The organism is Arthrobacter sp. GCM10027362 (genome assembly GCF_042679445.1).
In the GTDB taxonomy this organism is placed as follows: domain Bacteria; phylum Actinomycetota; class Actinomycetes; order Actinomycetales; family Micrococcaceae; genus Crystallibacter.
The window spans coordinates 1-25,382 of record NZ_JBHTML010000007.1 but is presented as its reverse complement, the minus strand read 5'-3'; the positions used below and the strand labels follow the sequence as shown (position 1 = coordinate 25,382).

At 67.3% G+C, this 25,382-nt stretch carries 26 protein-coding genes and 3 pseudogenes; 18 read left to right on the top strand and 11 right to left on the bottom strand.

Annotated features, from left to right (window positions below; all coding sequences use genetic code 11):
• The first annotated feature begins 12 nt into the window (after window positions 1-12).
• Window positions 13-2,739, top strand: a complete 2,727-nt coding sequence (locus tag ACFQ36_RS02570; protein ID WP_377010300.1) for a S8 family serine peptidase — start codon at window positions 13-15, stop codon at window positions 2,737-2,739.
• A gap of 139 nt (window positions 2,740-2,878) precedes the next feature.
• Here the strand turns inward: ACFQ36_RS02570 and ACFQ36_RS02565 are convergent.
• Window positions 2,879-3,166: pseudogene (locus ACFQ36_RS02565) on the bottom strand (amylo-alpha-1,6-glucosidase); the annotation flags it as partial.
• A 346-nt stretch (window positions 3,167-3,512) separates the two neighbouring features.
• Here ACFQ36_RS02565 and ACFQ36_RS02560 point away from each other — a divergent pair.
• The gene (locus tag ACFQ36_RS02560) at window positions 3,513-3,635 is read left to right on the top strand and encodes a hypothetical protein (protein WP_377010298.1); all 123 of its coding nucleotides are present in this window, start codon (window positions 3,513-3,515) and stop codon (window positions 3,633-3,635) included.
• 250 nt (window positions 3,636-3,885) lie between these two features.
• Window positions 3,886-4,149, top strand: coding sequence for an antibiotic biosynthesis monooxygenase family protein (locus ACFQ36_RS02555; RefSeq protein WP_377010296.1), 264 nt, complete (start codon window positions 3,886-3,888; stop codon window positions 4,147-4,149).
• A gap of 78 nt (window positions 4,150-4,227) precedes the next feature.
• On the opposite strand, the gene ACFQ36_RS02550 is transcribed toward ACFQ36_RS02555, so the two are convergent.
• Window positions 4,228-4,416: a GDCCVxC domain-containing (seleno)protein gene (locus ACFQ36_RS02550; RefSeq protein WP_377010294.1), complete on the bottom strand. Its 189-nt coding sequence runs from the start codon at window positions 4,414-4,416 to the stop codon at window positions 4,228-4,230.
• Between the two features lie 513 nt (window positions 4,417-4,929).
• Here ACFQ36_RS02550 and ACFQ36_RS02545 point away from each other — a divergent pair.
• Window positions 4,930-5,880, top strand: a complete 951-nt coding sequence (locus ACFQ36_RS02545) for a YncE family protein (protein WP_377010292.1) — start codon at window positions 4,930-4,932, stop codon at window positions 5,878-5,880.
• A 353-nt stretch (window positions 5,881-6,233) separates the two neighbouring features.
• The gene (locus tag ACFQ36_RS02540; protein ID WP_377010290.1) at window positions 6,234-6,722 is read left to right on the top strand and encodes a matrixin family metalloprotease; all 489 of its coding nucleotides are present in this window, start codon (window positions 6,234-6,236) and stop codon (window positions 6,720-6,722) included.
• 606 nt (window positions 6,723-7,328) lie between these two features.
• On the opposite strand, the gene ACFQ36_RS02535 is transcribed toward ACFQ36_RS02540, so the two are convergent.
• A complete protein-coding gene (locus ACFQ36_RS02535; RefSeq protein ID WP_377010289.1) occupies window positions 7,329-7,547 on the bottom strand; it encodes a hypothetical protein in 219 nt (72 codons plus the stop codon).
• Window positions 7,548-8,163: 616 nt separating this feature from the next.
• Between ACFQ36_RS02535 and ACFQ36_RS02530 the strand changes: the two genes are divergently transcribed.
• From ACFQ36_RS02530 to ACFQ36_RS02520, 3 genes are all read left to right on the top strand, one after another.
• Window positions 8,164-8,442 (top strand): YciI family protein, encoded by a 279-nt coding sequence (locus tag ACFQ36_RS02530; RefSeq protein ID WP_377010288.1) that lies wholly within the window; start codon window positions 8,164-8,166, stop codon window positions 8,440-8,442.
• Window positions 8,443-8,512: 70 nt separating this feature from the next.
• The gene (locus tag ACFQ36_RS02525; protein WP_377010286.1) at window positions 8,513-9,190 is read left to right on the top strand and encodes a hypothetical protein; all 678 of its coding nucleotides are present in this window, start codon (window positions 8,513-8,515) and stop codon (window positions 9,188-9,190) included.
• Window positions 9,191-9,606: 416 nt separating this feature from the next.
• A complete protein-coding gene (locus ACFQ36_RS02520; RefSeq protein WP_377010284.1) occupies window positions 9,607-10,344 on the top strand; it encodes a hypothetical protein in 738 nt (245 codons plus the stop codon).
• A 25-nt stretch (window positions 10,345-10,369) separates the two neighbouring features.
• Here ACFQ36_RS02520 and ACFQ36_RS02515 read toward each other — a convergent pair whose 3' ends face one another.
• Both ACFQ36_RS02515 and ACFQ36_RS02510 read right to left on the bottom strand, forming a co-directional pair.
• Entirely contained in the window at window positions 10,370-10,867 is a 498-nt protein-coding gene (locus ACFQ36_RS02515; protein WP_377010282.1) for a hypothetical protein, read from the bottom strand.
• A gap of 448 nt (window positions 10,868-11,315) precedes the next feature.
• Window positions 11,316-11,573, bottom strand: a complete 258-nt coding sequence (locus tag ACFQ36_RS02510; RefSeq protein ID WP_377010280.1) for a hypothetical protein — start codon at window positions 11,571-11,573, stop codon at window positions 11,316-11,318.
• 317 nt (window positions 11,574-11,890) lie between these two features.
• Here ACFQ36_RS02510 and ACFQ36_RS02505 point away from each other — a divergent pair, with 317 nt between their 5' ends.
• From ACFQ36_RS02505 to ACFQ36_RS02485, 5 genes are all read left to right on the top strand, one after another.
• Window positions 11,891-12,196, top strand: a complete 306-nt coding sequence (locus ACFQ36_RS02505) for a hypothetical protein (protein WP_377010278.1) — start codon at window positions 11,891-11,893, stop codon at window positions 12,194-12,196.
• A 404-nt stretch (window positions 12,197-12,600) separates the two neighbouring features.
• On the top strand, window positions 12,601-13,167 hold the full coding sequence (locus tag ACFQ36_RS02500) for a hypothetical protein (protein ID WP_377010276.1): 567 nt from the start codon (window positions 12,601-12,603) through the stop codon (window positions 13,165-13,167).
• Window positions 13,168-13,298: 131 nt separating this feature from the next.
• Entirely contained in the window at window positions 13,299-13,622 is a 324-nt protein-coding gene (locus ACFQ36_RS02495) for a hypothetical protein (protein ID WP_377010275.1), read from the top strand.
• Window positions 13,623-14,052: 430 nt separating this feature from the next.
• Window positions 14,053-14,706 (top strand): hypothetical protein, encoded by a 654-nt coding sequence (locus ACFQ36_RS02490; protein WP_377010273.1) that lies wholly within the window; start codon window positions 14,053-14,055, stop codon window positions 14,704-14,706.
• Between the two features lie 137 nt (window positions 14,707-14,843).
• On the top strand, window positions 14,844-15,557 hold the full coding sequence (locus ACFQ36_RS02485; protein WP_377010271.1) for a hypothetical protein: 714 nt from the start codon (window positions 14,844-14,846) through the stop codon (window positions 15,555-15,557).
• Window positions 15,558-15,695: 138 nt separating this feature from the next.
• Here ACFQ36_RS02485 and ACFQ36_RS02480 read toward each other — a convergent pair whose 3' ends face one another.
• Entirely contained in the window at window positions 15,696-15,935 is a 240-nt protein-coding gene (locus tag ACFQ36_RS02480) for a hypothetical protein (RefSeq protein WP_377010269.1), read from the bottom strand.
• A gap of 366 nt (window positions 15,936-16,301) precedes the next feature.
• Between ACFQ36_RS02480 and ACFQ36_RS02475 the strand changes: the two are divergent.
• A pseudogene (locus ACFQ36_RS02475) lies at window positions 16,302-16,493 on the top strand (hypothetical protein); the annotation flags it as partial.
• 74 nt (window positions 16,494-16,567) lie between these two features.
• On the opposite strand, the gene ACFQ36_RS02470 reads toward ACFQ36_RS02475, so the two are convergent.
• From ACFQ36_RS02470 to ACFQ36_RS02460, 3 genes and pseudogenes are all read right to left on the bottom strand, one after another.
• The gene (locus ACFQ36_RS02470) at window positions 16,568-17,434 is read right to left on the bottom strand and encodes a hypothetical protein (RefSeq protein ID WP_377010267.1); all 867 of its coding nucleotides are present in this window, start codon (window positions 17,432-17,434) and stop codon (window positions 16,568-16,570) included.
• Window positions 17,435-18,174: 740 nt separating this feature from the next.
• Window positions 18,175-19,098 (bottom strand): hypothetical protein, encoded by a 924-nt coding sequence (locus tag ACFQ36_RS02465; protein WP_377010265.1) that lies wholly within the window; start codon window positions 19,096-19,098, stop codon window positions 18,175-18,177.
• A 517-nt stretch (window positions 19,099-19,615) separates the two neighbouring features.
• A pseudogene (locus ACFQ36_RS02460) lies at window positions 19,616-20,024 on the bottom strand (YciI family protein).
• A 61-nt stretch (window positions 20,025-20,085) separates the two neighbouring features.
• Between ACFQ36_RS02460 and ACFQ36_RS02455 the strand changes: the two are divergent.
• The 3 genes from ACFQ36_RS02455 (at window position 20,086) to ACFQ36_RS02445 (ending at window position 22,746) form a co-directional block, all read left to right on the top strand.
• The gene (locus ACFQ36_RS02455; protein ID WP_377010263.1) at window positions 20,086-20,316 is read left to right on the top strand and encodes a hypothetical protein; all 231 of its coding nucleotides are present in this window, start codon (window positions 20,086-20,088) and stop codon (window positions 20,314-20,316) included.
• A 252-nt stretch (window positions 20,317-20,568) separates the two neighbouring features.
• Window positions 20,569-21,216, top strand: a complete 648-nt coding sequence (locus tag ACFQ36_RS02450) for a TMEM175 family protein (RefSeq protein WP_377010261.1) — start codon at window positions 20,569-20,571, stop codon at window positions 21,214-21,216.
• A 327-nt stretch (window positions 21,217-21,543) separates the two neighbouring features.
• Complete coding sequence (locus ACFQ36_RS02445) at window positions 21,544-22,746, top strand: globin domain-containing protein (RefSeq protein ID WP_377010259.1); 1,203 nt, start codon at window positions 21,544-21,546, stop codon at window positions 22,744-22,746.
• A gap of 197 nt (window positions 22,747-22,943) precedes the next feature.
• Here the strand turns inward: ACFQ36_RS02445 and ACFQ36_RS02440 are convergent, their stop codons facing one another.
• A complete protein-coding gene (locus ACFQ36_RS02440; protein ID WP_377010257.1) occupies window positions 22,944-23,225 on the bottom strand; it encodes a hypothetical protein in 282 nt (93 codons plus the stop codon).
• A 167-nt stretch (window positions 23,226-23,392) separates the two neighbouring features.
• Entirely contained in the window at window positions 23,393-23,653 is a 261-nt protein-coding gene (locus tag ACFQ36_RS02435; RefSeq protein WP_377010255.1) for a hypothetical protein, read from the bottom strand.
• A gap of 194 nt (window positions 23,654-23,847) precedes the next feature.
• On the opposite strand from ACFQ36_RS02435, the gene ACFQ36_RS02430 reads away from it, so the two are divergent.
• A complete protein-coding gene (locus tag ACFQ36_RS02430) occupies window positions 23,848-25,137 on the top strand; it encodes a CAP domain-containing protein (RefSeq protein WP_377010253.1) in 1,290 nt (429 codons plus the stop codon).
• The last annotated feature ends 245 nt before the right edge of the window (window positions 25,138-25,382 follow it).

Below are 25,382 nucleotides of genomic sequence, written 5' to 3'. Positions count from 1 at the left end.
CCGAGGTCACCCATGTCTGGTCCGTTCCGCCGCCGCTTCGCTGCGGCCGCCTCCGCAGTGTCCGCCGCCCTGCTGCTCGGCGCGCTCCTGCCGGTCTCCCCCGCGGCCGCCGCAGAGGACCTGCCGGAAGCCCCGGCGCAGCAGGCGGTCCCCGATACCGGCACCGACCGGTTCATCGTCAAGTTCAAGGACGGCATCAAGAGAACCTCCGCCCAGCGCGACGGCGCCTATGAGCGGGCGGCCGCGGTGGCGGACACCACAGCCGACGAGGTGCGGGCCACCGGTACCGGGGCCAGGGTGATCGAAACCGACAGGCGGCTTGGGGAGGACGAGGCCGCCGATCTGGTCCAGGCCCTGGAATCCCGCGCCGACGTCGAGTACGCCGAGCCGGACCGCCTGATGCAGCCGACCACCGCCCCGAACGATCCCATCTATCCGGACCTGTGGGGACTGGGCGACGGCTACCCGGGCATGCGTCTATCCCGGGCCTGGGAAGCATCCACCGGTGCCAGCACCGTCGTCGCCGTCATCGACACCGGAATCACCGCGCACAGCGACCTGGATGCCAACATCCTTCCCGGCTACGACATGATCTCCGACCGCGATATGTCCCGCGACGGCGGTGGCCGGGACAGCAACCCCCGTGACGAAGGCGACTGGTGCGGCGCCTATGACGTCTCCTCCTGGCACGGCACCCATGTCGCCGGCACCATCGCCGCGGTGGCCAACAACGGCAAGGGCGTCACCGGCGTTGCCTACGGCGCCAAGGTCGTGCCAGTGCGGGCCCTGGGCGCGTGCGGCGGCTGGACCACCGATATTACCGATGGCATCGTCTGGGCTGCCGGCGGCACCGTGCCGAACGTGCCGGCCAACCCCAACCCGGCCGACGTGATCAATATGAGCCTGGGCGGGGAAGGCTACTGCAGCCAATCCGAGCAGAACGCGATCAACCAGGCCGTCGCCTTGGGCAGCACTGTCGTCGTCGCCGCCGGCAACGAGAACCAGCCGGCCGAATACGTCTCGCCCGCCAACTGCGAGAACGTGATCACCGTGGCGTCCGCCGGACCTACCGGGGAACTGGCCCCCTACTCCAACTACGGGGACGCCGTTGACGTGACCGCTCCCGGCGGGGATATGAACCACACCGACGGCGGAATCGTCTCCACCTGGAACACCGGGACCACGGTCCCCGGCACCGAAGGGTACGCCTGGATGCAGGGCACCTCGATGGCCGCCCCGCACGCCGCCGGACTGGCCGCGCTGCTGATCTCGGCGAACCCGGGCATGGGCCCGGCCGCCGTCGAGGAGCGGATGAAGAGCACCGCCCGGAAGGCCGTCTGCGCAGGCGGCTGCGGCGCCGGGCACATCGACGCCGCGGCCGCCCTGGGCGTCGCCGCGCAGCTGCCGGCGGTGGAACCGGCAGCCCTTGCGGTCACCGGCAATCCCCTGGTGGGAGAGACGGTGACCGCCTCGACGGGCACCTGGTCCCCCTCCCCCGTCACGCTGACCTACCAGTGGTTCCGGGACGGCGCTCCGATCCCCGGGGCCGTCAAGGCCGCCTACACCCCCACCGTGGACGACCTCTACCTCATGCTCACCGTCAAGGTCACCGGCACCAGGGACGGATACGATCCGGCCGTGGCAACCTCGCCCCCGTCATACCCGGTCTACCCCGGTTCCCTGTCCCCGTCCGTGCCGGTGATCCAGGGCACCCCCATGATCGGTGAAACCCTGGTGGCGGATCCGGGCGCTTGGAAATCCGGCACCAGCCTCAGCTACCAGTGGTTCCGGAACGACTCCCTGGTCAGCGGGGCCACCGGCTCAACCTACAAGCTCACCGAGGACGACTACGGCGCACGCCTGCTGGTCAAGGTCACCGGAAGCAAGCCCGGCTACAACTCCGCCTCCACCAACTCGGCCGAAACCGCAGTTGTCACCGCGCGCGCCCTCGCCTCCTGCGTCCCGACCGTCACCGGCGCCACCCGGGTAGGGTCAACCCTGACGGCCACCGCCGGGACCTGGACCCCCGGCACCACCCTGACGCACCAGTGGCACCGCTCCGGCACCGCCATCCCGGGCGCTACGGGACGCACCTACACCCTGGCGCCTGCAGACCTGGGCCAGAAGGTCACCGTCACGGTCACCGGCACCCTCACCGGCCACACCCCCGCGACCAGGGAATCCGCCGCCACCGCCGCCATTGCCACCGGCTACCTGACCGCCCCGGTCCCGACCATCGCCGGCACCGCCAGGGTCGCCGGCACGCTCACCGCCAAAACCGGCACCTGGACCTCCGGCACGAGCCTGAAGTACCAGTGGTACCGCTCGGGCGCAGCGATCTCCGGTGCCACGGGCTCCACCTACAAGCCGACCGCCTCCGATGCAGGCAAGATCCTCAAGGTGCGTGTCACCGGTTCCAAGGCCGGCTACGCCACCACTTGGAAGGACTCGAAGGGCACTGCTGCCGTTGCCAAGGCCACGCTGTCCACCTCCAAGCCGAAGATCACCGGCACCGCCAGGGTGGGTAGCAGGCTCACGGCCAAGGCCGGCACCTGGACCTCGGGTACGACCCTGAGGTACCAGTGGTACCGCTCCGGCAAGGCCATCCGGGGAGCCACCGGCAGGACCTACAAGGCTGTCTCGGCCGACCGCGGCGACCGGCTGCAGGTGAAGGTCACCGGCTCCAAAGCCGGCTACACGACTGCAGCCCGAACCTCGGACGGCACCCGGAAAATATGACCGTTTCCCCGCTAACGTGGGGTGTGCGGGACTGCTCCCTCGTGATCGCCGGATGATTGCGAGACTCCATGTCACCGGTTATCCGCGGAGCGGCGGCGTGGTCCTGGCCCCGAGGTGCAGTGTGGGTCTGCGCCGAGTCCGCGATGAGGGCGTTGTCGTGGGGCCAGACCGAGCCATTGTGGTAGCTGGCCGGGTTGTAGGCGCCCATGTCGGTGGCCAGGGTGCGCACGCCCCAGCCGCTGAACATTTCCGGGGACATCAGCCGCCCGGCCACCAGCGGGGCCTTGTCCTCGTCGATGAAGCCGGACAACAGGCATTGCCCCATGTTGGAAGCACAGGCGTCCACCGGCCGCTTCCTGCCGTCCAGGGCGATGGCGTAGTAGCCGCGGTCGGGCAGCCAAAACTGTTCGTTGAACCGCTGCTTCAGGGCGACGTCCCCGTCAACGCGCTCGGGGCTCAGGCAGGCAAAGTGTATTGAGGAGGTGTGGAAGGCCTCGCCGGAATGTTCGGGAGGCGTCCGACGCATTGCGGGTGGCCAGTTCGAAGACGCACAGGCCAACTCCGCCGTGCATGGAACCGACCGGGTTGCGCATCCCTGGTGAAGTGTTGAGGCGGAGTTCGACCCGTTTTCCGCGCCGGGATGTTATGGTCAGCAGCGAATCCAGCGGCGGCAACCAGGATGAAGCGCCGCCCGTTCGCCGGGTTCGGTAAACCCCGCCGGCATTCCAGGAAAATAGCGCATCCGCTGACCGGCTGTGGATACCAGGTCCCCCGTGTCCGCGGTACCGCGTCCGCTGAAGCACCCCAGCCGCTGGAGCGATGGTCCCGTGCAGCGGTACAGGCCGGCCATCGAGGCCCTCATCATCCAGACGGGATCGGTGGTCGACTTCGATTAGAGGCCGGTCTGAGCAGCTTCAGGCCGAGGGATGTTCATGGGCAACCCTCCCACGCGCGGCATCCACCGACGGCACGTTGACCGCCCGCCGTCCCACCCAGGGCATGTCTCGTCCGGACTCCCGGATGGCTTCCCGGCAGGCTGAAGCACCCTGTCGGCGCTGTCCCTGCGAGCGTCGTAGACTCTTCCTGTGCCGGCCGTGTCCGCGGGACCGGCCCGCCCGGCGGCATCCAGATCATGAGGAGACAGCTGTGACCGTCCTGGCCAAAACCTTCGTCCCCGGCCTGACCCGGGAGCAATATGAGGAGCTCGGAGCGCGGCTGACCGACCAGGTCAAGTCCACGCCCGGATTCATCGCCCACTATGCCTGGGAGGGCGATGGCGGGATGAACGTTGTGGAAATCTGGGAGAGCGCCGAACAGCACGACGCCTGGTTCAACGACACCATCAGGCCCAACCTGCCGGCAGAGGCCACCCAGGAGAAACACGAGCTGATTAACACGGTGACACCCTAGCAGCCGCCATCAGACCACTCATGCGGCACACACTGGCGTCCCGGCAGGCGGGCTCGAGGATGGACGCGCGGCCGCCGGTTACTGCCTGGAGGGGCAGGGGACGGTGCCGTAGGAGCAGAACACGCAGCAGGCCCCTTCGAGCGGTCGCAGCCGTGCCTTGCACGCCGGGCATACCCAGAAGAACTGGCAGGCATCGGTTGGCACCTGTGCGGTGGTTTCCTGCCCGCACACAGGGCAGGAGACCACGGAGCTCAGTTCGACAGCCATGCAGCTACGACTGCCCATCCGCCCGGAGACGCCCCGCCTGCGTGGAAGATTCGCCACCGGGCCGGTGCCCAGGGCCCGGGTGAACGGCAGCAATCGAGGCCTCGTACTGCTCCCGGGTACCTCCCGGGAGCAGTACGAGGCCGTGGGCCGGGCTGTCCATGGCTGCTCCTTCTTTACCCGGGTCTATCCATGGTGGTCCCGCACGCTGTGGATGACAACGGGCGGGCACCGGACCGGATCCGCAGGATGACGGCTGTCTCGCGCCACGGGCGCGGCGGCGTAAGCGCTACCGTCGGGTGCAGCAAACCGGTCTTCCCTGTCGACATCCGGCTGCAGCAGCAGTTACATGGAGTTTAGGTGCCGGCTGGCGGGAAGGGGAATGACGTGCCATTTGCCGGCAGCTCCGGGAAGGCAGCCGCAGAGGTCAGTTGCCGGGTAAGCGGCCGGAGCAACAGGCCGTCCCGGCACCGGAGGAGGACGGGGCCTGGCCCGGGCCGGCTGTGCGCGGCCGCCGTGCTGCTGTTCGTTGGGCTCACGGGCTGCACCCTGGCGCAGGAGGTTGATCTGTCCGTACGCGTGGTGGATCTGCCTGGCGCTGCCGAAGGAATCGACTTCGACGACGTCGTGTATTCGGCCGATTGGAAGCAGGTAGTCGTGCCGGCGCGGGAGAGCGGGATCTACCTGCTCGCCCCGGATACCGGGGAGGCGAAGCGCGTACCGTATTCCGGAAACGTGGATTCTGCCGATGCCGGGGACGGTCTGCTGTTCGGCCTGGACCGAGGGGCACACCGGATCGACGTGCTCGACCCCGGTGATGGGCGGCTCATTTCCTCGGCCGCAGTCGCTGCCCCGAGCGATTACATCCGCTACGTTCCCGCGACCAGGGAACTGTGGGTTACCGAGCCGGCCAAGGAGGGAATCGAGATCTTCGCCTTGGGAAAGAGTCTCGGCGAGGCACCCCGACGGTCGGGTTTCATCTCCGTCCCCGGCGGGGTGGAAGGCCTCACGCTGACTTCCAACGGCGCGGCGGCCTACACCCACGCCGGTGACGACGTGGCCAGGATTGACGCCAAGGCCCGCACGGTGGCAGCACGTTGGCCCACCGGCTGCGACGGAACACATGGATTCCCGCGGATCGATGAGCGCGGCGGTTTCCTGCTGGCCAGCTGCGCGGACAACGGCAAGGTCACCTTGCTGGACCTGAAGGACGGGGGCCGGCTCGGAGACTACGAGCTGGGTGAGGGCGAGTCTCTGCCGGCCTACTCCTCCGGCCCCGGCCATTTCTACGTCCGCAGCGACCCCGGAACCACGATCGCGACGCTGGCTGCCTCCGCCCGGGGACTGGAGCTCGTGCGGAAGGTCAAGGTGCCCGAAACCGGCCACTGCCTGGGCGCCGACGACACCGGCCGCTACTGGACCTGCGATGCGCGCTCCGGCCGGGTGCTCCTGTTCCAGGACCGGTGATGCCAGCCCTGGTCTTCCCGGCACTGGTACCCGGCGGGCGGGCCGAAAATCGGGCGACCGGTGGCGACAAGACTGCCTGCCCCCATGATGCCGGTCTAGCCGGTGTCCTTTACGGACGACATACTGTCGCCATGGAGCAAATTCGCGTGATCGCACCAGGGGAGTGCCGGGAGCAGGTCCGGGGAAAGCCACTGCTTGAAATAGCACAGCGCCGGGCCGGCAACCGCGGCAGGTTTGCCCGCTTGGCCACGGTCGCGCTGCTGTCATCTCTGTTGCTGCCCGCCTGCGCGGGTCCGGAAAGCGCCGCTGCGCCGGCCGCCTGTGAGACCCCCGCCGGAGCCAGGGAGCTGGACGTGGACTGGAAAGACAGCCCCGAAACGCCTTGGCCAAAACCCGACGGCGAAGAACTGCTGCTGTATTTCGAGACGTCCGGCCTGTCCGAACGCTACGCCCGAATGGTCGGGGAGGCGGCCAGGATCTGGTCCGAAAGTCCCTGCCTGCATGCGGTCGCCGTGCCCGCATGCCCGGCAGAGGGCAACTGCGTCACGGTGGAAGAGGAATTCTCCGGCGGCGGCCGGCACACGGACGGCGAGTTCGCCGGCCGGGACAGCGGCGGGGTCCGCGAGGGTGGGAGGATCACCCTGTACACCCGGCTGCTGGACGAGACCAGCGACAAGGGTACCTTGGCGACCGTGGTCCATGAGCTGGGCCATGCCCTGGGCCTGGTTCACCGCAAGGATGACAGCGATGTCATGAATGCCGTCACCGACGACAGCACCGACCCCGTGCCGGACAGCACCAACTTTTACAACCTGGCCGTCATCTACGGTGCAGGCGCCTGACGGCAGGGTCCGATCGTGCCGGCCCGAGGGAGTCTTCACTTTACGTCAGGAGGCCGAATGCTTCATCGCCGGCGATCCGCTCACCACCGAGGGGCTCGCAGAACCGCAGATCCTCGAGTGGAACGTCGTGCGTTCCGAGTAGACGCGTCTGCCCCGTGCGCCCCAGCGACGCGCGGCCCGGGCAGGCCCGCAGAGCGAGCCATGGAGTTCACACGATATGCGGTGCAGGAACTGTCCAGCGCTGACACTGGGCAGCCACGGAACCGGCAGCCGCGGCGTGGGCCGCGTCCGGCACTCAGGATCCGGGCGGGGCCGGAGGGGCGAAGGAGAGCCGGTCGAACACCAGGATGGTGCGGACGTTTTTCCCGTCCTCGACCGTGAACCATCCGGCCGCAGGCGCGTCGCTGACCGCATGCGATCCGGGCGCATGGAGAGGTGTCGTCAGGAAAACCTGCGACATCGACCGAGGAGAAAGGGAACCCCGCCACCGGCGTCCCCGCCGCAACCGGGACCGCCACGGGCAGGTCAGCAACTCCCCGGCCGGACTGGCGGCCGCGAAACCCTCACCGCCGCCTAAGCCGGCGTGGTCCGCGAATCGGGCCGGGCTCAAACCTCCGGGTCCACCAGTTCGGCGCTACCCCGGTCCTCCTGGATCGGTCTGGTGAGCTGGTATCCCCTGGCCTCAAGGCTGCGCAGCCAGGCGGCCCGGGTTTCCAGGAATCCGGCGGCCTCGGACAGCGTCTTCGCCCCGTCGATCGCCCCCTTTGCGTTGATGGGGACGGTGGAGCCGGTCCCGTCGGGCACATCGGCAAATTCCTGGGGCATGGTTTCCTCCTGTCCGCTTGCCGCGACCTGGCGGCCGCATGGCAGGTAAGCAGTCTGCCTCCCCCAGTAGAGCCGCCGCTGCCCTTACTGGTCAATCGGCGACAGGGTCCAGGCACGCCAAGGGCCCGGCGGGCGGACCGGCCACGCCTTATCTTGGATGGCGGCTAGAAGCTGTAGTCAGAGTACTCGTCCCGGGAGCCTACGCAGCAGACATTGCTGCCCTCGGCTGGCCCCTAAGGCACCATGGCCGTACTTGCGCCGGGCGAAGGTCGGCTTTGCGGTGTCCGGGTTCGGCGCGTAGCTGTAGCCTTGGGCATCGGACAATCCATTGGAGTCGGTCCGGGTGGCGGTGTCGCGCTGGAAGACCAGCTGGCAGCTGCCGGCGCGCGGCCTTCTCCGTCTCGGGGGCCGCCGGGGTTCACGATGACCAGGCCCGCCGGCTCAACACCCGCCAGGCCAACCGCATCGGTTCCGCTCAGCCCGCCTGCGCGCTGCCAGGTAGCGCACGCAGCTTGCGGTCCGTCCGCGCCAGCCACTGGAACGGGGGCTTCCCCGCAACCTGAACCACCCCGACAGCTCTCCCGTGCTTCGAATAAACGCCGGTAGGATCGCGCCCATGGAATTCGTCGTGCTGTACACCCTGCGGGAGGGCGTCGACCGTTCGCGCGTTCTCGAGGTCTATCCCCGCCACAAGGCCTACTACCAGGCGTTTCGCGCCGACGGCGGCGGGCTCCTTGCTCTCGGCCCGTTCCAGACTCCGGATCCGGCCGCCGGGTCGATGGCAATCTTCACTTCACGCGAGGAGGCCGAGCGTTTCGTCGCCGGCGATCCGTTCATCACCGAGGGGCTCGCCGAACCGCGAACCCTCGAGTGGAACGTCGTGCGTTTCGAGTAGACGTCCGCCCAGAACGACCTTCGATGCTCCGGACCTGATGGCGGTCGCGGGCCTGGAGTACCATGCGAGAATGACGTCCGCAGGGTTCGCGCGCCGGGGCGGCCTCACCGCAATCGGCTTCGCTGCCGCGGCCATTGCCGGCCTCGCTCTCTGGCTCACCGGTGCCGGGATGCCCGAAGCCCACCATTCCGCGGCGGATCTGGCCGAACGGGTAGTGAGCATCGATCGTGCCATCACGGGAGCTTGGGTCCTCATTCTTGCAATGGTCGTCCTCGCCGGATTCTCCTGGTGGCTGATGGCCCGGTTTGGACACCGCTCGGCGCTGGTCGCCGTCGGCGCAGGGGAGCTGGCGCTGGCGGCCACGATTCATCTCGTGGAGAACCTGCTCGTGATCGGCCTCTACGACGGCATCATCCGGCCGATGGCTGCTTCGGACGGGTCGGACAGTGCTGCCGGCGACGCATTTTGGGCCGCCGCCTCATCCGCGTCGGTGCTCGCCTTCGGTGTGTTGGGGCTCGGCGCGCTAATGGCAGGAATGGGGTTCCTGCGCGACTTGGGCGCACCACGGTGGTTCGGCTATTGGGGCGTGTTCACCGGCGTGCTCGGGTTCGCTGCCGCATTGTCCGGGATCTTCGCTGGCCTGAGCTTCCTGGCCGGACCATTCAACCTGAGCATGCTCGCTTGGCTCATCGTACTCGGCCTTCGGGCGGCGCTCAGCCCTGATCCACGGATGACGTCGGTGCCATGATCGTGGCGTAGAAGCTTGGCTGCATCTACTTCTACTTTCCCAACGGGGCCGGATCCGCCGCCTCCGTTCTTGTCGTGCTCTTATCCGGTCTTCTCCTGCTGGATCGCCGCCGTGGAACGCGGGGCCTTGCTGAAGGAGCGGCTGGACCCCTCCTGGCGGGACATGCACATCGTCGTCCGGCACGGCTACGAGGCGTACGTCGACGGCCTCCGAGGCCTGGGGGCAAGCCCTTGTCGCAGCGGCGCAGCCACTCGCCGGCCTTGACGCGCAGGGCATCCGGGCCGCCGTCGATCGTCTGGATCCGGCGGACCGGTCCGCCGGATCCCGGAGAGGGGGACGCACCCCTCTACACGGCACCGGTCATCGGCCGTAAGCTGACCGAAAGGCAGTTTCCTGACACCCCAGGACAGGCAGCCGTGAACAACCAACAGCCCCACGAGCCAATCAACACACGCGAGGAGAGGCGGCAGGGCCGGACCGGGGAGGCGTACCGCGCCGAATCGGATGAGCTCTTTGAGAGGGTCGGACAGAAGCTTGTGTCCGGACGGGCGATCAGGGGCTACCGGGAAGAAGGCGCGGCAATGGACCTGGCTGCCCAAGCCGCCCGGGTCCTGTATGCCTCGGGAGGATCGGCTACCTGGGTCGGCGAGGTCGGGCTGGCCGCCCTGAAATGGACCGGCGTCGACCCGCAGAACCCGGGCACCTGGCCGTTCGCAATCCCCAACGACCTCATGCCGGCCCGGGGCCTGGCCGAGAAACTCGCCGGTCCTGCCGGGCCCTGCAGTGAGCACATCATCACAGCCTTGATCACCAACGGGCCCTGCCGCTCAAGCGCGGTCAAGGTGAGGGAGGACATGAGCTGCGACATCGAACTGGCCCGGGTCCTGTCTGCCCTGGAGCGTGCCGTGATCCGGGGTGCGTCCGGATGCGTCATCCTGCGGACCTTTGATCACAGGCGCACCTACACCGCACAGTCCGGCGCCGCGATCCCCTACAAGACCGTGCGGAGCTGGTACTTCCACGACGGTGTGTTCGAGGCGATGACCGCCGCCGAGACGTTCGATGCTGCGTGCACCGATACGGCAACCGGAGGACCCCTGTCCCCCGAACCTGCCGTTGAATACGCCGATGCCTGGGAGATCACCCTGCTTTGATGCTTAGCCGGCTCCGGCCTGCAGATCAGAGTTCGCCCATGCGCCGCAGGTCCGGGTCCTCGAAGTTGTCCGGCTTCGGGATAGGATTTCCGTCGGTGTCCAGGAACAGGCGGTAGCGGACGGTGCTGAGGCGGCCGTCCACCCCGCTGAGGGTTCCGGCCCGGTAGGTGTGCCCGACCCGTTCCGCACCAATGACCGCCTGCAGCCAGGCGTCGCACTCCCCCGTGGGCAGCGATGCCGGCGCCCCGGTGATCCGGTCCCGCCCGGCGACGGAAACGGTCACGCACGCACCGGAGATGGTCGGGTCCTCGGGCGTCCAGCCCAGGTCGACCACATCACCGCCCAGGCTGATGGCAACCCCGGGGTTTTCCGGTGACACCACCGGTCCCATGCCGGCAGAGCGCTGCTCGGGCACGCTTTCGCCGCGGACCACGAGGTGTTCCTCCGGACCGAAGAGCTGCTGCCGGAAGGCCTCCAGCTCTTCGCGGTACTTGTCCTGGATCCTGGCGCTGAGTTCGTTCACGTCCATCACTCCACGGTATCCCCGGTGAGGCCACACGGCCCTGCCGCACACACGGAGGCCATGGAGAAGAACCAGAACGCCGCTGCCGAACCCGAGAACTGCCGGTACCTCGCCGTCATGCTGGAGCCCCGCGGCGGATTCATGGACGGGGAGAACGCGAGCGTCTTGAACCAGCAGGTCCTTGACATCCGGGAGGCTGCCCAAGCCTGGGCATCCTCCCGGAGCGGTCCGGGAATCGTTCCGGCTCACCCTGCCCAACGGCGCCTGCGTGGAGACCGGGTTCAACGGCTTCCAGCAGTGGGACTTTGGAGGTCCCTGGGAGGAGTACGGCTTCGAGGTCGTTGATGAGGACCTCGAAGATCCGGGCCGCGATAAGGTCTACAATGCGCCGGACGAGTGGGAATTTCAGGACCGCGGAAACCCGTGCCCGGGATGCCAGTGCCTGGAATCAGGCCGAAGTTTCCCCTTCGAGGTGCGGTATTTCGGCGATTCGGACAACGTCGACCGGGGCCCGGTCGTGCCCGGCAATGCAGAAGGACACGCATGTTCCGTCCAGGGGCCGGTCCTCAGCAAACCAGCCCAGGTCGGCCGCATCCCCGCCCATGGTAAGGATGACCCGAGGGTCCTCCAGCGGCACCACCGGGCCGGTGCCGGTCCGGGAGGACGCCATGGACACCGAATACGCCCGGCGCGACGGGGACGGCATCACCTTCCACCTGTTCAACGGCGAGGTTTCGCCCGGGCTGGCCAAGATGCCCGACGACGAGGATGGGCTGTACTCGCTGGGCCCGGCTTGCGGGCGTATCTACGACGACCGGGCAGCGGCGCAGAAGGGCGAGGCACCGGGCGTCAAGACCGTCGGCGTGAAATCCGGGCCGGTCGCCGGCGCGCTGCGCATCCACTGGGATGCTCGAAGGCTAAAACACCCCTCACAAGTGCTCCGCCAGCCCTGCCTGCGGGACATTTTCCTGTCCGGTGTCCGATACTTGCCGTGGGGGATCTGGGGAGCACGTTGGGGGACGGATGACACGGACGGTTTTGGTGTTGGCGGCCGCGGCAGCACTGCTGTCCGGCTGCGGCACACAGTACACGGACCAGGAAGCCCTGGCCGAATGCCAGGCGGTCAGGAAGTGGTTCAGCACCAACTGGCGTGACTTCGACGAAGCGGCCAGGATCTCCGAGACCGCCAAGACCCCGGCGGGGCACCTGATGGACAGCGTCGCCGCCATGACCAGAGGCGCGCCGGAGCCTGACATCCAAACGCTCGGCCGGCAATATGAAGCTTTCTGTCTCCCGGTGGCCGACCGGATGTTTTCCAAGGACGGGTGAACCGGACCGGGAATTCCACACATATGGGCGTCATGAGTATCGATACCAGCATCGCCGCCACGGGCCTCACGCGCGGGACCTGAACCACTCGCCAGCCGGCGGACCCTGTGCCTCCTGAAGGACGAGGTGCGTGTCGAGCACTTCAACGTTAACGACCAGGTTGTCCTGGCCAAGCCTTCGTTCAGCACGCGGGTCCGGCCCGCCGAACGCATCGACGACGCCTGTGCACGGCTGCGCCGGGCGTGGACTCTCTGGCACGCCACTTCCTGTCATCGTTCGAGTGACGTGCCTGTAACGCGGCAGGCTCACAATATGATTCACGATCCGTCTTGGCGTGCCCGGAGCAGGATCGGGCGGCAGAAGGAGGTCCTGTGGACCGATCATCGCGAATCCTGGCAGGTGGGGTGGCAGCCGGCTACGTCGGCTTCATTGCCTGGCTGCTGGGCCGCAGTCGTCCCCCTGGTTCGGGTGGAAGCACACCCGCCGAAACTGCCGGCAGCGCGGGTTCTGCCCCGGCAGCAAGCGGAATCCCGGTGCTGGATACCCTCCTGAAGGAAGTCGAGCATCAGGAAGACAACCTCACGACATCGGCTGGGAACATCCAGCAGCGCGTCATCCTCCTGGTCGGGGCTGCCAGCATTGCGGCCACCCTGTCGGATGCCAACTCGATATCCATCTGGACCGTCCTGTCCATAGCCGCTGCTGCCATGGCGGCGCTGGTCGGCATCTTCGCCGTGGCATGGCCGCAGAAAACTGCCTCTGCCAACCTGGCCGACATTTACAGGGACATCGACAAGGTGTCCGACCGCAGCCTGAAGCTCGGGCTGGCCCATCAAAAAATCACCAGGCTGATGAAGGACAGGAACCGCATGGCCGTCAGGGCGAGGTTTGTGGGGGCGGGGGCGATCCTGCTGGCCCTGTCGGTCATCTTCCTGGTGATAAACGTCCTCGTTACACTGCAGGCAAGGTGAGAAACATGCCAAAGGAAAACCAGCCTCCCAACGGAAACCCGAATCAGTCTCCGCCTCCCGGTTCCAGCCCGGGACCATACCCGCCGCCCCATCCCGACGGCTACCCGGTCAGGGAATGGAAAGGCATCAGGATGATGGCCGGCGGACACGCTGTCGCCATCCCCGCGGACGAATTTGTGGCCGAGTTCAACGCCGCGATCGAGACGACGGAAGCTCCTGCTGCCATTGCTCCGATTGACACCGGGACGGCGGAGAGGGTCCTCGGCTCCTATGGCCGGACGCACGATGTCGGGGACGTAATCGGCCTCGACGTCTCCGGACTGATCGAAGCAGGCCCCGAAGAGATCTGGGTGGCAGGCCCGCAGTTGACCCGGCAGATCGCCGCGGGACTGGCACAGGACCCGGAATTTTTGGACGGCATCCAGCAGATCCGGGGTGACAGCTTCGGGCAGTAGCCGGACCCCGACTGCCCCGGTGCTGAACGCCGGCCGTACCAGTACGAGTCGGTGGTCCGCTACACAATCACCGTCGACAGGCCCATCGACAACGTCTCTCGGGAATGGATGCGCTGCATCCGTTTGCGGTGGCCGGCCCAGAACGGCACCGGCGGCGGATAGGGCTTCCTCGCCACGCTGCAGCAGCCCGCCGACGAGCTGACCGCCGAGGGAGTGCGCGTCACGTCGCTCAGGAGAAGCCGTGGCTGCCCGTCCCATCCGGTGCGTCGTCCGGGCCTTGGAGGATCACGCCGGTAACGTGAACCCGGGGCGGGATTGAATCGTCCGCATCTAACGTCGAGAAGGCCTTTCCCATGAGTGCAGAAGATGGCTCGGACGGTTCGTTGTCACTGACGATGCCCGATCGTCCCGGCAGCAGCGTCCACAGCCGATGACCCGCCTCTTCGACCGCGGCGACGGGTCGTTCCTGCATCCGTCGCCGTCGGCCACGGCCGAGCACTGCATCCGGTTCTGGTCCGAGATCGAGATACCGGACGAGATCATCGTCCAGTTCGAGAAGGCCTACCTGGCGCGGAACCGGAAGCGGTTCAAGGAACTCTATGAGGCGCGGATGAACGAGATCGGCCGGCAGTGGCTGGCCGAGAAACCAACCCCAAAGCGGGAGAAGGACCAGGCAGGCCACGAGGCGGCCGGGGTGGCCTATCTCGGATCCCGTGCGGACGAGGTCACCAAGGCGGTCGATGCCCAGTGCCCGCCGCAGCTGGTCAGCTACGACGTCCGCCAGCTGGTCCGGGCCGCCCAGATGGCCTGGCACCGGCCCCCGCAGAAGTTCGGCGCCGAGGAGGGCGAGAAGGTCCTCGAGCACCAGGTCGAGCTGTACGACGGCGAGATGTCGGTCCGGGACATCTACTTGACCTACAACCTGCACGAGCTGCACCGGGTCCTGGAGGAGATTAAGACCGACAACGGCACCGACCGTCTGGTCAAGGCCATCCAGGACATGTCCCGTGGCCTGGGCCGAGACATCCGCGAAGTCCAGGGTGAGATCTACAGCCAGCGCGAGGACTTTGGCTACATCCCTTGACTTGAACACGAGGCCCTGCCCGTGACGGGCTGGCGCCGGCGGCCGCCGCACCAGTATGCCGTCCCACGCCGTCGTAATGCGCGGCGGCCGCGTAACCGGAACCGGTTGGGCCGGGGCATTTTGGCTGTGCAGCCGAAATGCCAACCGATCTGGGCGACGTCAAGGCCATCGGGCGGCTCATCTACCACCGCTCCCTGGCGCTCCGCGACACCCAGCAGGGCATGGACCCGACCGAGCTGCCGCGGCTGCTGGCCACCGCCGGGATGCCCGGCTTCAACCTTGGACTTCTCGGTCCGGTCCCGCCCCGGTTCCACCGCGCGCTGCTCGGCCTGCCGGCCGGGATCCTGCTCGCAGCCGCCACCCTGATCGGCATGCCGCAGCTGCCTGCTGAACTCCTGACCCAGGTCGCCGCCGCCGTGCCCGCACTCTACGGCGCGGTGGTCTGGAAGCGCATCTGGCCGTGGCGGTACGTCTGGCGGAACTACGTCACGACGAAGGGCGGCAGGTGGCGATCACCCCTCCATCGCAGGCATCAAGATGGGTCAGCCAGCGAACTCGTCGTTGATCATCGCGGTGACGGCACGCTCGACATCCTGGAACCGTCCTTCGCGGATCGCGCTCACCGGCGAGTTGTCGCCCAGCGAGGGGTTGGTGCCGATGAACCAGGCGCGGGCGGTGTCCGTACCTCCGGCATCAGCCAGCCGCTGCCACTGCTGCCGGGCAAACCGCAGCCGTTCTGCTTCAGCGGCATCGGGCTCCGGTCCGTCTTCCTCGATCCAGCGTCCAGGCATGGCACGGTCCGGGTTGCCGGCCAAAGCGGCCACCAGGGTCGGGCCGAGTTCGCCGGCTAGCAGCCTGACCGCCTCGCGGATGCTCTGTCCTGCGGCGTTCTCTGTGCCGTCCATCAGGGTGCCTCCCGTCGTTCGCTCTGCTTCCGACCCTACCCATGCGCAGGCGTTCGGCACACCTGTACCTCCGGCTGGCCGCCGTCAGCCGTCGACACCGCCGTGCCAGGAACAGGGGCCCTGCCGACCCTCGATGCAGAGATCCGCCATTTGATGCACAGGTTCCAAGCGGGACTCCTCCAACTGCTTCTGCGCGTCCGTCAGGTTCTGCCGGTGGTACTCCGCGTTCTGCTCAGCCAGCTGCCGGTACTGCTCGGCCAGCTGCTCGGCCTGGTCCTGGTACTGCGGTGCAGGCGCCTGAACCTGGCCGCGGGTGGCGGGCACCCCGGCAGGGGCAGCTGCCGAAGCCAGGTTCAGAGTCAGTTCGGATGCGGCATTGACCTTGGTGCCAGCTGCCGGCGAATGGGATCGGACGACCCAGCTGTTGGGGCGCAGACCGGCAGGCCACCGCCGTCTACCACCACACCGAGGCCCCCGGTGACTACGAAATCCGTGAATCCAACCTCTTGATCGGCAAGGAGAACGGGCACCTGCACGGAGACCTGCCCCTCAGCGATGACGAGGGTGAAGGGCCGTCCCTCCGCCACGACTACACAACCGGCGAGACCGTGCTCTGCCCCTCCACGGGGAGGAATACACCGACGAAGAGGCTGAGGAGAAGCTCGAGGCCATCATCACGGCCACGGCGGTTGGAAGATGTCCGAGGAGCGCAACGAGGAGATCGACCCGGCCTGGCGCAACCGTGACGGCTGGTACGAGCACGCCGCCTGGCCCATCCCGCTGCTCACCACCACGAGGACCTGCCGCCGGGCCCCGTTGCGTTACGCCCGGACCCCGTGCTCGATTAGGAGACAGACCGGTCTGCCGGTTAGGTTGAAGTAAGGAAAAGGATCCGCACCGGCCCCCCAATACGGTGCGGATCCTTTTTCTATGCCCTCCCATGGCAGGAGCCCGGTTCACCCCGCGGGGGCAGGCGCCGGGGGTGCAGGCTTGGTGAGATCTCCCCAGCTCAGGTTCAGGACAATCCGCAGCGGCTTGCACCCGTCCTGCTGGATCACCACGTCGGGCCCGGCCGCCGTGTCGTCAAGGTGCAGTACCCGAAGCGGTTTGGACACGTCGCAGCCAGCCCCGAGCTTCTCCTTCAGCCGCGCCTGCCCGACAGGGCTCAGCCTGATCGTCCGGGTAGCCGTCTCCCCCACGACCGCAGTGACGGCGCTGGACGCCTTGGCTGCCGCGGGCGGGTTCACGCCCCAGATAAAGAACATCAGCCCCACGAAAGCCAGCAGAGCGCCCCCGGCAATGATGAGGGCCGCCCACTTCCACCGACGTGCCACCGACTGGTAGGAGGCAACCTTCAGGACGTTCTGGACGATGCCCGAGAGATGAACCGCCCGGATATCGGCGCGCCTGAGCGCCAGCTCGGTTGCCTTCGTCGGCCTGGCCAGGTTGTTTGCGATGGCATCATTTCTCTCATCCAGGGCGCTCCTGTACTCATCGCGCAGTTTGGCCACGCTTTCGCGCTGTTCCAGCAGAAACGTGTCCTTCGGCAGGTCTGCCGCCTTGAGCTTCTGCAGGCTGACCGGCGGTGTCGTGGCCGTCCAGACGGCAGCGGCCAGGATCAGTCCGGCGCCCAGCGCCGCCAGCGCTCCCCCGAGCACCGCGGCCAGGAACCGGTCGGTTCCGACCTCGATGGAACCCAGGCTGCTGAACTGCGTGCCGGCCACCAGGACACCCCCGAGGAGGGCGAGGCTGACCGTGAGCCATTTGGCGGTTTCCCGGATCCTGCCCTCCGCCGCCAGCGTGGTTCCCTTGTCCTCGTCCATGCCGCTCCCCCTTCCTTAGATCCGCGGCCCGGCAGCACCTCGCCTGGTGTCAGCGCCCCCTCGTGCGCTTCAATATCCTGCCGAGGAAATCGCCTATCGGTCTTGCCGCGACGGGAGGCAGAATGCGTGAGGGCGTGGCTAAGTACTTGGAAGATAAGCCGGCCGAAGAACTGGCTTCTCCTCGCTTCGGAAGTTCGGTGGATTGTATATAGGGTCCGTCCCGGTCCGGACCCGCACCGCGGTGGACGCACACCCTGTTGCGGCCGATGGTGGCTTCGTAGTCGTCCTGGCCCGCCAGATAAATGTCGAAACGTTTACTCATCGCCAGCCTCCAGGAACTGTCGGTGCAGGTCCCCAGCGGCCTCTCCGTGGAACAGGACCCGCGTTTGGGGTCCAGTGTGTTCCCGAGGCGAATTTTTCGCCACCCCCTGTGCAGCCTTCCGTCCCGAAAGCCGGCCCTCCAGCGTTTTTCCCGCCGCCGCACACAGACAGAGCATGAGCACCCATACCGCCCCCAGCCCAATGGCATTCCGACCCGCGGCCGGTTCGCCTCCGCCGGTTTACCTTTTCCCCTGGTCTCACTGTCACGACGCTCCACCCCCTGCCATCGATCGGTTAGATCAGGCCGTGATCAATGGAGTCAAATCGGCGGTCGGGAAAATCCATGATGCCGCGATCGTGGCCGAACGTGCTGCGAAGGAACTTGGCCTGCCCTGTACTTCCCGGGCGGCCCGCCGGGCTTATTCCGGGTAGGCGTAGGGCGGCACCGGTGCGCCGGGGCGGAAGGGCCTGAACCAGTCGTCGAATCTCATCGACGGCATGACTTGCGGGCCGGCCTCCGAACCTGCCTCGAATCCGTCCATGGACGGGTCGTAGAGCATCATCGAGCCGGCGTCCGCCAGGAAGGCCCGTTCCAGCATGGACATCCAGTCAGGCGGCAGCTCGGGGCCGAGTTCCAACTGCTCGACGAGGAATTCGGCATCGGCCAGCAGGCACCGCACGGCCAGCTCCTGGGCCACGCAGGTAGGCTCCTTCCAGCCGGACACCAGGTTCCTGGACAGGTCCACGCAGACGGTCAGGAAGCGGGCGGCGAACCGGCTGTCATAGTGGTGGGCGAACTGCGGGGGCAGGTTGTCGATCACGAAGGTCTCGTCGATGTCCGCGGCAGTGGCACCCCGGCTGCGCAGCAGGGCGATGTCGTTGAACAACTCGTCCGTCATAGCCGCAGCGGCATGCCAGAGCAGGCCGGCCAGCACCCGGGCCCGGTGCCGGGACAGCCCGCGCTCCCCCTCCTCCGCGTCCCCGCTGTAGCCGAGCAGTTCCAGGGGCACGCCGGCCACCCGGTCGGAGGCCTCCAGCAGGGCGGCCACCGCATCCTCACCGATGCCCGTATCGGCCGGAACCCGCCCGGGCTGATCCGCCGTGCCGTGTCCTTCGGCCGCCTCCACCTTGGCCAGCAGGAATCTGACGCCGGGCACGTCTGCGGCAACCCGGCGCGGGTCCATGGCGATGGCCAGCGCCGTGTACAGGTTGCCGGCGGCCATGGCCGCATGCTCCGGTGTCGGGGCCCTGAAGAGTGCATAGCTGCGCACCGCCTCCGGATCGCTGATGTCCAGGTCGACCGTGATGCGGAGGGAGGCTTCGCCGGGGGCGTCCGAGTCCATGCGGTTCAGCCTACCCGCGCAGAGCCGCGGCGGGCCCGCATCGTTTCAAGTCTTCCACATTGACGAAACCTACGGCGTCCACCAGCAAGCGTCGGTGGCCTCCCGGGCCCCCTGCCCCTCCGAAGCCCTCGGTTCCCGGGCACAATCCACCCGTAGCTGGTCAGGGTTTCGGCCAGGACGCGGCGGAGTCGATAACCGCGCGAGGCCGGTGTCAGGGACGGGTGGGCGCACAGAAAGTACAGCTGAAGCGTGTCCGTCCACCGCCTCGCCCGGGCCGGGCCTGGGCCCGTCCCCGACGAGTATCCCGCGCCGTCGGGAGGTATCGACGCGGGCGGCGCCCAGGAACTTACGCCAGGCCGCAGCGGCCAGCCAGCCCGTCGGGTCGGCGGATCCTCCGGCCATCCGCGCATCGCTTCAACCAGGGCGTCCCCGCCCGCCGCGAGGCCGGCTCCGCGGCGGGCGGGGATCGCAATCATCGCGGGGGGAGGGTCCGCAGCAGCGCCTCATCAACGGTGCGTCACCCCGTAATGGTTGGAGGCACGGCCAGGAACGGGCGGATCTCAAGCCACTCGTGGATCGGCTTGCCGCCCGCACCCGGAGCCGCCGACAGCTCACCGGCCAGCGCCAACGGCCGCTCATAGCTCTCGACGTCAATCACCATCGAGCCGGCGATCAGATCCTTGGCCTCGGCGAACGGACCGTCAGTCACGGGCGGCCGCCCCTCGCCGTCGTAGCGGACAAATGTGCCCTCCGGGGACAGCGCCTGCGCGTCGACGATCCCACCGCTGCCCTCAAGCCGGGCGGCGAAGCCATTCATGTACTTACACATGCGCCGAAACCTCCTCCTGCGTCCACTGGTCCATCGGCGCGTCATTGACCGGTGCAGGCGCGCCCCGGTAATGCTTGAGCAGCAGGTACTTGGCCATCATGTTCTCCTTGATGAGGTACGGCCCCTGGTGGCCGCGTCCGCCCCGGGGACGGAACCGCGTGCGGGATCTCGACATCCCGCCGCCACATTTCCGCCTCATAATCCGTGGCATCGACTACCGCATTCAGGCCCTTGTTCCGCAATCATCCGACGAGCGCGTCGATATCCTCGACGATGAAGGCGACCTGCCGGCGCGGGTCTCGGCCCGGCGGCAGCACACTGGCGAGGACCCGGGCAATTCTTGGCAACTCCTTTACCGGCGCCATGCCGGGGCCGAAGCCCGCTACTAGATCGGCACCCGGCCCGGACAGGTATACGTTGTGGGCCCGACAACCTCCCGATGACTGAAGTTTGACGGATCCACACCGACCATGCTGGCCTTGAAGGAATTTCCGGTCATGCCGGGAACCGTATGGCCCAAAGTGTGGGCTGGGATGGTCCGCCACGGTTTTCCGGGAGAAGTCTCGCCGATCAAGGCGCGCGGAAGCCCGGCGAGTTGTGGAATGGTCCGTGACACACAAGCGGGGGGACCTCGGTAGCCGATGAGCAATCTGCCTTTTGATCGCAGCACGATTGAGTTCGGGCGAAGCGTATCGTTCTTCGACGCCATCTACGGATTCGCCATCACCCTGCTCGTGACCAACATCGACCTCCCGCCCGCGGGTTCCTGGACAAGCATCACCACGCTGTGGAACTCTCACTTCCCCGGCCAGCTTTTGGGATTCGTACTCAGCTTCGTGGTCATCGCAATCTTCTGGCGGGTGAATTTCCGCTTCATCGGATCGATGGCGCTGATGAGCCCGCGACTCATCACCTGGAACATCGTCGCCGCCTTCTTCGTCATTCTGATCCCGTTCACCACCCAAGGAACCAGCGACCCAGGCACCGCCGACCTCCGGCTCCCGACCGCCCTATACGCGCTGAACATCGCCCTGGCGTCGCTGTCACAAACCGCGATCTACCTGAGCGCTAGGAAACACGGCCTCACCCAGGCAGAAACGGACAAGGGAAAACGCCATCTCGGCCAACTCCTCCTCTTCCTGCACGTGCCCGCAGTCTTCCTGGCATCCATTCCCGTCACGCTCCTCGCCGGAGCGGTCCCCGGCCGGCTCGTATGGGCAACCCTGTTCGTCATCAGCCCCATCACCGGCAAATTCGTCGCCACCACCGTCACACGCGTCACCCCATAGGCTGATGCAATCGCGACGGAATGAATAACCCGGAGCTGGGCGTGCCGACCCGGACGGCCATGCGGGTCCTGGCCCGCAACGGCGGCGCGTGGGGTTCATCGACTCGGTCGGCAGGATGATTCTCGGCGCGAACACCTACGCGCAGTCCAAGGGCTGCTGGCCGCACGCCGACGGCCAGGTGGGAGTACGGCGAGAGCATCCGGGCGGAGGGGCTCTGACCCGCCCTGTTTTTCCACGCGGTATAGTGAACCGGTTGCTTGCAAGTTCCAGACAGTTATGTAGTGCCGGGTCCGGCCACAGCACCGGACCGCTATCCGAGGAATCCTGATGCTCTCCGAAAAGTCCCTGCGGATCATTGAACTGACCCTGCCCCTCATTGGTTCAAGGATCGGGGAAATTACCCCCAAGTTCTACGCCCGCCTTTTTGCGGCGCATCCCGAACTACTGGACGGAATGTTCAACCGCAGCAACCAGCAGCCCCTCAGCACCGGGCGGCACAGTGACGCGAACACCCCACTGGCCGGCAGGCAGCAGCAGGCGCTGGCCGGCAGCATCGCCGTCTTCGCCACGCATCTGGTGGACAGCCCCGATACCGTGCCGGAACAGATGCTCACCCACATTGCCAACAAACACGGCTCCCTGGGTGTAACGGAGGAACAGTACCAGGTCGTCTATGAGCACCTCTTTGCGGCAATCGCGGAGGATCTGGAGGGCGTGCTCACTCCGGACATGGCCACGGCCTGGACCGAGGTCTACTGGCTCATGGCCCACGCCCTGATCAAATTGGAAAAGGGCCTCTACAACGAGCAGGCCAATAACAAAATGTGGACGCCCTGGCGCGTCGTGGACAAACGCCCGGCCGGCTTGCACGCCGTCACGCTCACCCTCGAACCGGCCGATGACACGCCGGCCACACCAGCCCAGGCCGGACAGTATGTGGGGGTCAAGGTGCCGGTGGACGACGGCACCCGCCAGGTGCGCCAGTATTCGCTGTCAGCAGATGCGGGAACGCGGCGGATGATCACCGTGAAACTGATCGAGGGTGGGGAGGTCTCCCCCGTCCTGTACCACTGGGTCCAGGCCGGCGACACGCTGGAACTGTCAAACCCCTTCGGCGAGATCACCCTGAAGGACGGCGGCGGACCGGTGGTGCTGGCCTCCGCAGGCATCGGCTGCGCCCACACCGCTTCGATCCTCCGGTCCGTGGCAGCTCAAGGAACGGACCGGGACATCCTGGTGCTCCATGCGGACACCCGCCTTGAGAACTGGGCCCTCCGGAACCAGATGACCGACGACGTCGCGAGCCTGGACAACGCCACACTGCACCTGTGGCTGGAGCAACCCGAAGAAGATGCCCGGCCAGGGTTCATGTCCCTGCGCGATATCGAGTTGCCGGATGACACCACGCTCTATCTGTGCGGACCGGTGCCCTTCATGAAGAAGATCCGCCGTGAAGCCATCGGCTCCGGAATTCCCGCCAACAGGATCCACTACGAGCTCTTCGGCCCCGACACGTGGATGGCCGGCTAGATGAGCGGGTCCTATTGGGTGGGAGCTGGCCGGCTTCCGCGGTGCCGTCTTCGTCCGGGAGCTGGACGCGGACAACCCCTCCGGCGTCTTCGCCGTGCTGCCGCCGGAGGAGTTCCACCAGCGGCTCGGCCGCGAGGAGCGACGGGCAGCCCGAGCGGTCAGCCGAACAGGCTGGACGATGACAGCAGCCGCTGCGATCAGATGATGTGCACGTCCAGGTCCAGGTGGATGTCCTCCATGCAGTCCAGCCGGTCCTCCAGGTAGGTGGCCAGTTCCTCGGGGCAATCCGGGCATTCCGCCGCCGGCATCTCCCCGCGCAGGGCCGCACTGGTGCGGGTGAGCTCAATAATGGAGAACCTGGCACCCTCGGCGGTGCCCTTGGCGGCCAGCCGTCGGATGCACTCCTCGAAGGCGTCCTCGGTGCCGGGCCGCGGCGTGGCGGACATATAGAACGTCGTCACTGTCTGCACAATCTTCACCGCCTTCTCATGTGATAAAGCTTTTCACCTTCAGGCTAGCCGCGGCGCGGTGCTGGTCAATCCCTGTGCGTCGCCGAGGCCTTTCCGAAGCCTGAAATCACCGGCCCTGCCCAACCGGCGGGTGCGCGTTCGAATATCCCGCGCAGCTGCTCCCGGCCAGCTGATGTTCACGTCCAGGTCGTCGTGGACACCTCCCGGACAATGAGCCCGTCCTCCGGGCAGGCCGCCACGGCCCCGGGCCGTGTCGGGCACCGGCCCCCGGGCATCTCCCCGCACAGGACCGCCCGGCTGCCCGCGATGTCCAGGGCCTGGAGCCGGACGCCGTCCACCGTTCGCCGTCCGGCCGACCGGTGGAGGCTCGGCTCGAAGATCCCCTCGGTGCCGGGTCCGGGCGTTGCAGCGGTATGGAAGGCCGCCCGGGTTGTCATCGTTCGTGCTCACAGTCCTGTTGATTAAACGTTTCATCATCCGCTATCTTTGGGTCCTGGCCAGTCAACCCCGGGTCGGCTGGCGCTGGGTTTCCCTACATAGGGGCAGCGGGGCGCCTTGGCCGGCATGTTCCCATCAGCGCCCCCGAGGGGAGACCAACCTCCCCGTAACCGAGCATCAAGGCGGTACAACCGTGCGCCCAACGCGCAGACCACTCACCGTCCTCGTCCTGCTCCTGGGCCTGCTGCTGACCGGCATAACGCCGGCCGCCGCGGTTACCAGGACGGACCAGGACCCCTTCGTGGCGGAAATCCTGGCCCTGACCAACCGGTACCGGGCCGGGGCCGGCCTGCCGCCGGTGGTCTGGAACCAAGCGGTCGCCGACGTCTCCCAGGCCTGGGCCGAGGAACAGAACCGCCGCATCACCGAGGATGCCTTCGAGATGGAGGGCATCCACCGCGAGGGCTACGGTAGCAAGCAGATCCCGACCGGCTGGGACTGGTACACCGAGAACATCGGCATCAACACCGATGCCCGCCGGATCGTGGACTGGTGGATGGCCTCCCCCGGCCACCGGGCCGGGATGCTCAACCCGAAGGCCACCGACATCGGCCTCGGCTGGATGAAGACCACCAACCCCGACTACCACGGCATGTACCTGGTGGTGGAGAACCTCGCCGGCTACGCGGACACCCGGGCCACCCTGCCCGAGGCGGACACCCCCACGGCGGACCTGTCCTCGATCAGGGAAGGTGACATCGCCGCCGTCGACAGGTCCGGCCATCTGTACGTCTATCCCTCCGCCCGCGGCGGAGACCTGTGGGACCGCACCTACCTCTCGGGCGGTTGGAAGGACGCGGCGCAGCTCGAGGTCGCCGACTGGAACAGCGACGGCATCCAGGACATCGTCGCCCGGTGGAAGAACGGGAAGCTCACCGTCCATTTCGGACTGGCAGCCGGCGGCCTGGCCGCGGCCAAGACCGTCGGGGCCCGCGGCTGGTCCGGTTACGACATCGAGGTCGCCGCGTTCAAGCGCACCGACAAATACCCGGGGATCATCGCCCGCAACATCGCCAGCGGCAAGCTCTACTACTACGCCAACCCCTCCGGCGCCGGCCACGGCTCCAGAACGCAGATCGGCACCGGGTTCAAGAACCTCGAGGTCTTCACCCTGGACTACGACGCCGACGGGAAGATGGACCTGATCGCCCGCAGGTCCACCGGTTCCGGGCAGCTGAGGCTCTACCGCTCCAACGGCAACGGCCGGTTCCTCTCCGAGTCCCGCACGACGGTCGGATCCTCGGGCTGGAACGCGATGACCCACCTGTCCACGATGCCCAACCATCTCGGCGACGGCGGGGCCGGCTTCCTGACCCGGGACAAGACCGGGGACCTCCGCTACTACCGGGTCACCCGGAACAAGATCCACCCCCGGGTCTTTATCGGCCGCGGCGGCTGGGACACCCTGACGCTGGGCAGCTGACCCGCACACAGGGTTTTCCGAAGCGGGAGCGCACAACCGGCAGCCGGGGCGAAAGCACCGTGCCCGGCCGGGGCCGGCCCCGCCCCCACGGGCCCGGGGCACCGTTCCGGTCAATCCCGCCCGGGACAGTGCCTTACCCGTGTCCGCTGACGCTTCCTTCCCCTGCAACGGCGCGGAAGCTGAAGGGGCCCGGGCGGGGTCGGGAGGCGCAAAGCCTTGATCGTGAGGTGCCGGCCGCGGTGCTC

Bases quoted from the DNA above. Each gene is read 5' to 3' on its own strand.
- ACFQ36_RS02570 (WP_377010300.1), top strand. From the start codon at position 13: ATGTCTGGTCCGTTCCGCCGCCGCTTCGCTGCGGCCGCCTCCGCAGTG.
- ACFQ36_RS02485 (WP_377010271.1), top strand. From the start codon at position 14,844: ATGCCAACCGATCTGGGCGACGTCAAGGCCATCGGGCGGCTCATCTAC.
- ACFQ36_RS02490 (WP_377010273.1), top strand. From the start codon at position 14,053: ATGACCCGCCTCTTCGACCGCGGCGACGGGTCGTTCCTGCATCCGTCG.
- ACFQ36_RS02445 (WP_377010259.1), top strand. From the start codon at position 21,544: ATGCTCTCCGAAAAGTCCCTGCGGATCATTGAACTGACCCTGCCCCTC.
- ACFQ36_RS02550 (WP_377010294.1), bottom strand. From the start codon at position 4,416: ATGGCTGTCGAACTGAGCTCCGTGGTCTCCTGCCCTGTGTGCGGGCAG.
- ACFQ36_RS02510 (WP_377010280.1), bottom strand. From the start codon at position 11,573: ATGCCGTCCCCGTCGCGCCGGGCGTATTCGGTGTCCATGGCGTCCTCC.
- ACFQ36_RS02465 (WP_377010265.1), bottom strand. From the start codon at position 19,098: ATGGACTCGGACGCCCCCGGCGAAGCCTCCCTCCGCATCACGGTCGAC.
- ACFQ36_RS02525 (WP_377010286.1), top strand. From the start codon at position 8,513: ATGACGTCCGCAGGGTTCGCGCGCCGGGGCGGCCTCACCGCAATCGGC.
- ACFQ36_RS02435 (WP_377010255.1), bottom strand. From the start codon at position 23,653: ATGACAACCCGGGCGGCCTTCCATACCGCTGCAACGCCCGGACCCGGC.
- ACFQ36_RS02450 (WP_377010261.1), top strand. From the start codon at position 20,569: ATGAGCAATCTGCCTTTTGATCGCAGCACGATTGAGTTCGGGCGAAGC.
- ACFQ36_RS02530 (WP_377010288.1), top strand. From the start codon at position 8,164: ATGGAATTCGTCGTGCTGTACACCCTGCGGGAGGGCGTCGACCGTTCG.
- ACFQ36_RS02535 (WP_377010289.1), bottom strand. From the start codon at position 7,547: ATGCCCCAGGAATTTGCCGATGTGCCCGACGGGACCGGCTCCACCGTC.
- ACFQ36_RS02505 (WP_377010278.1), top strand. From the start codon at position 11,891: ATGACACGGACGGTTTTGGTGTTGGCGGCCGCGGCAGCACTGCTGTCC.
- ACFQ36_RS02470 (WP_377010267.1), bottom strand. From the start codon at position 17,434: ATGGACGAGGACAAGGGAACCACGCTGGCGGCGGAGGGCAGGATCCGG.
- ACFQ36_RS02495 (WP_377010275.1), top strand. From the start codon at position 13,299: ATGATGGCCGGCGGACACGCTGTCGCCATCCCCGCGGACGAATTTGTG.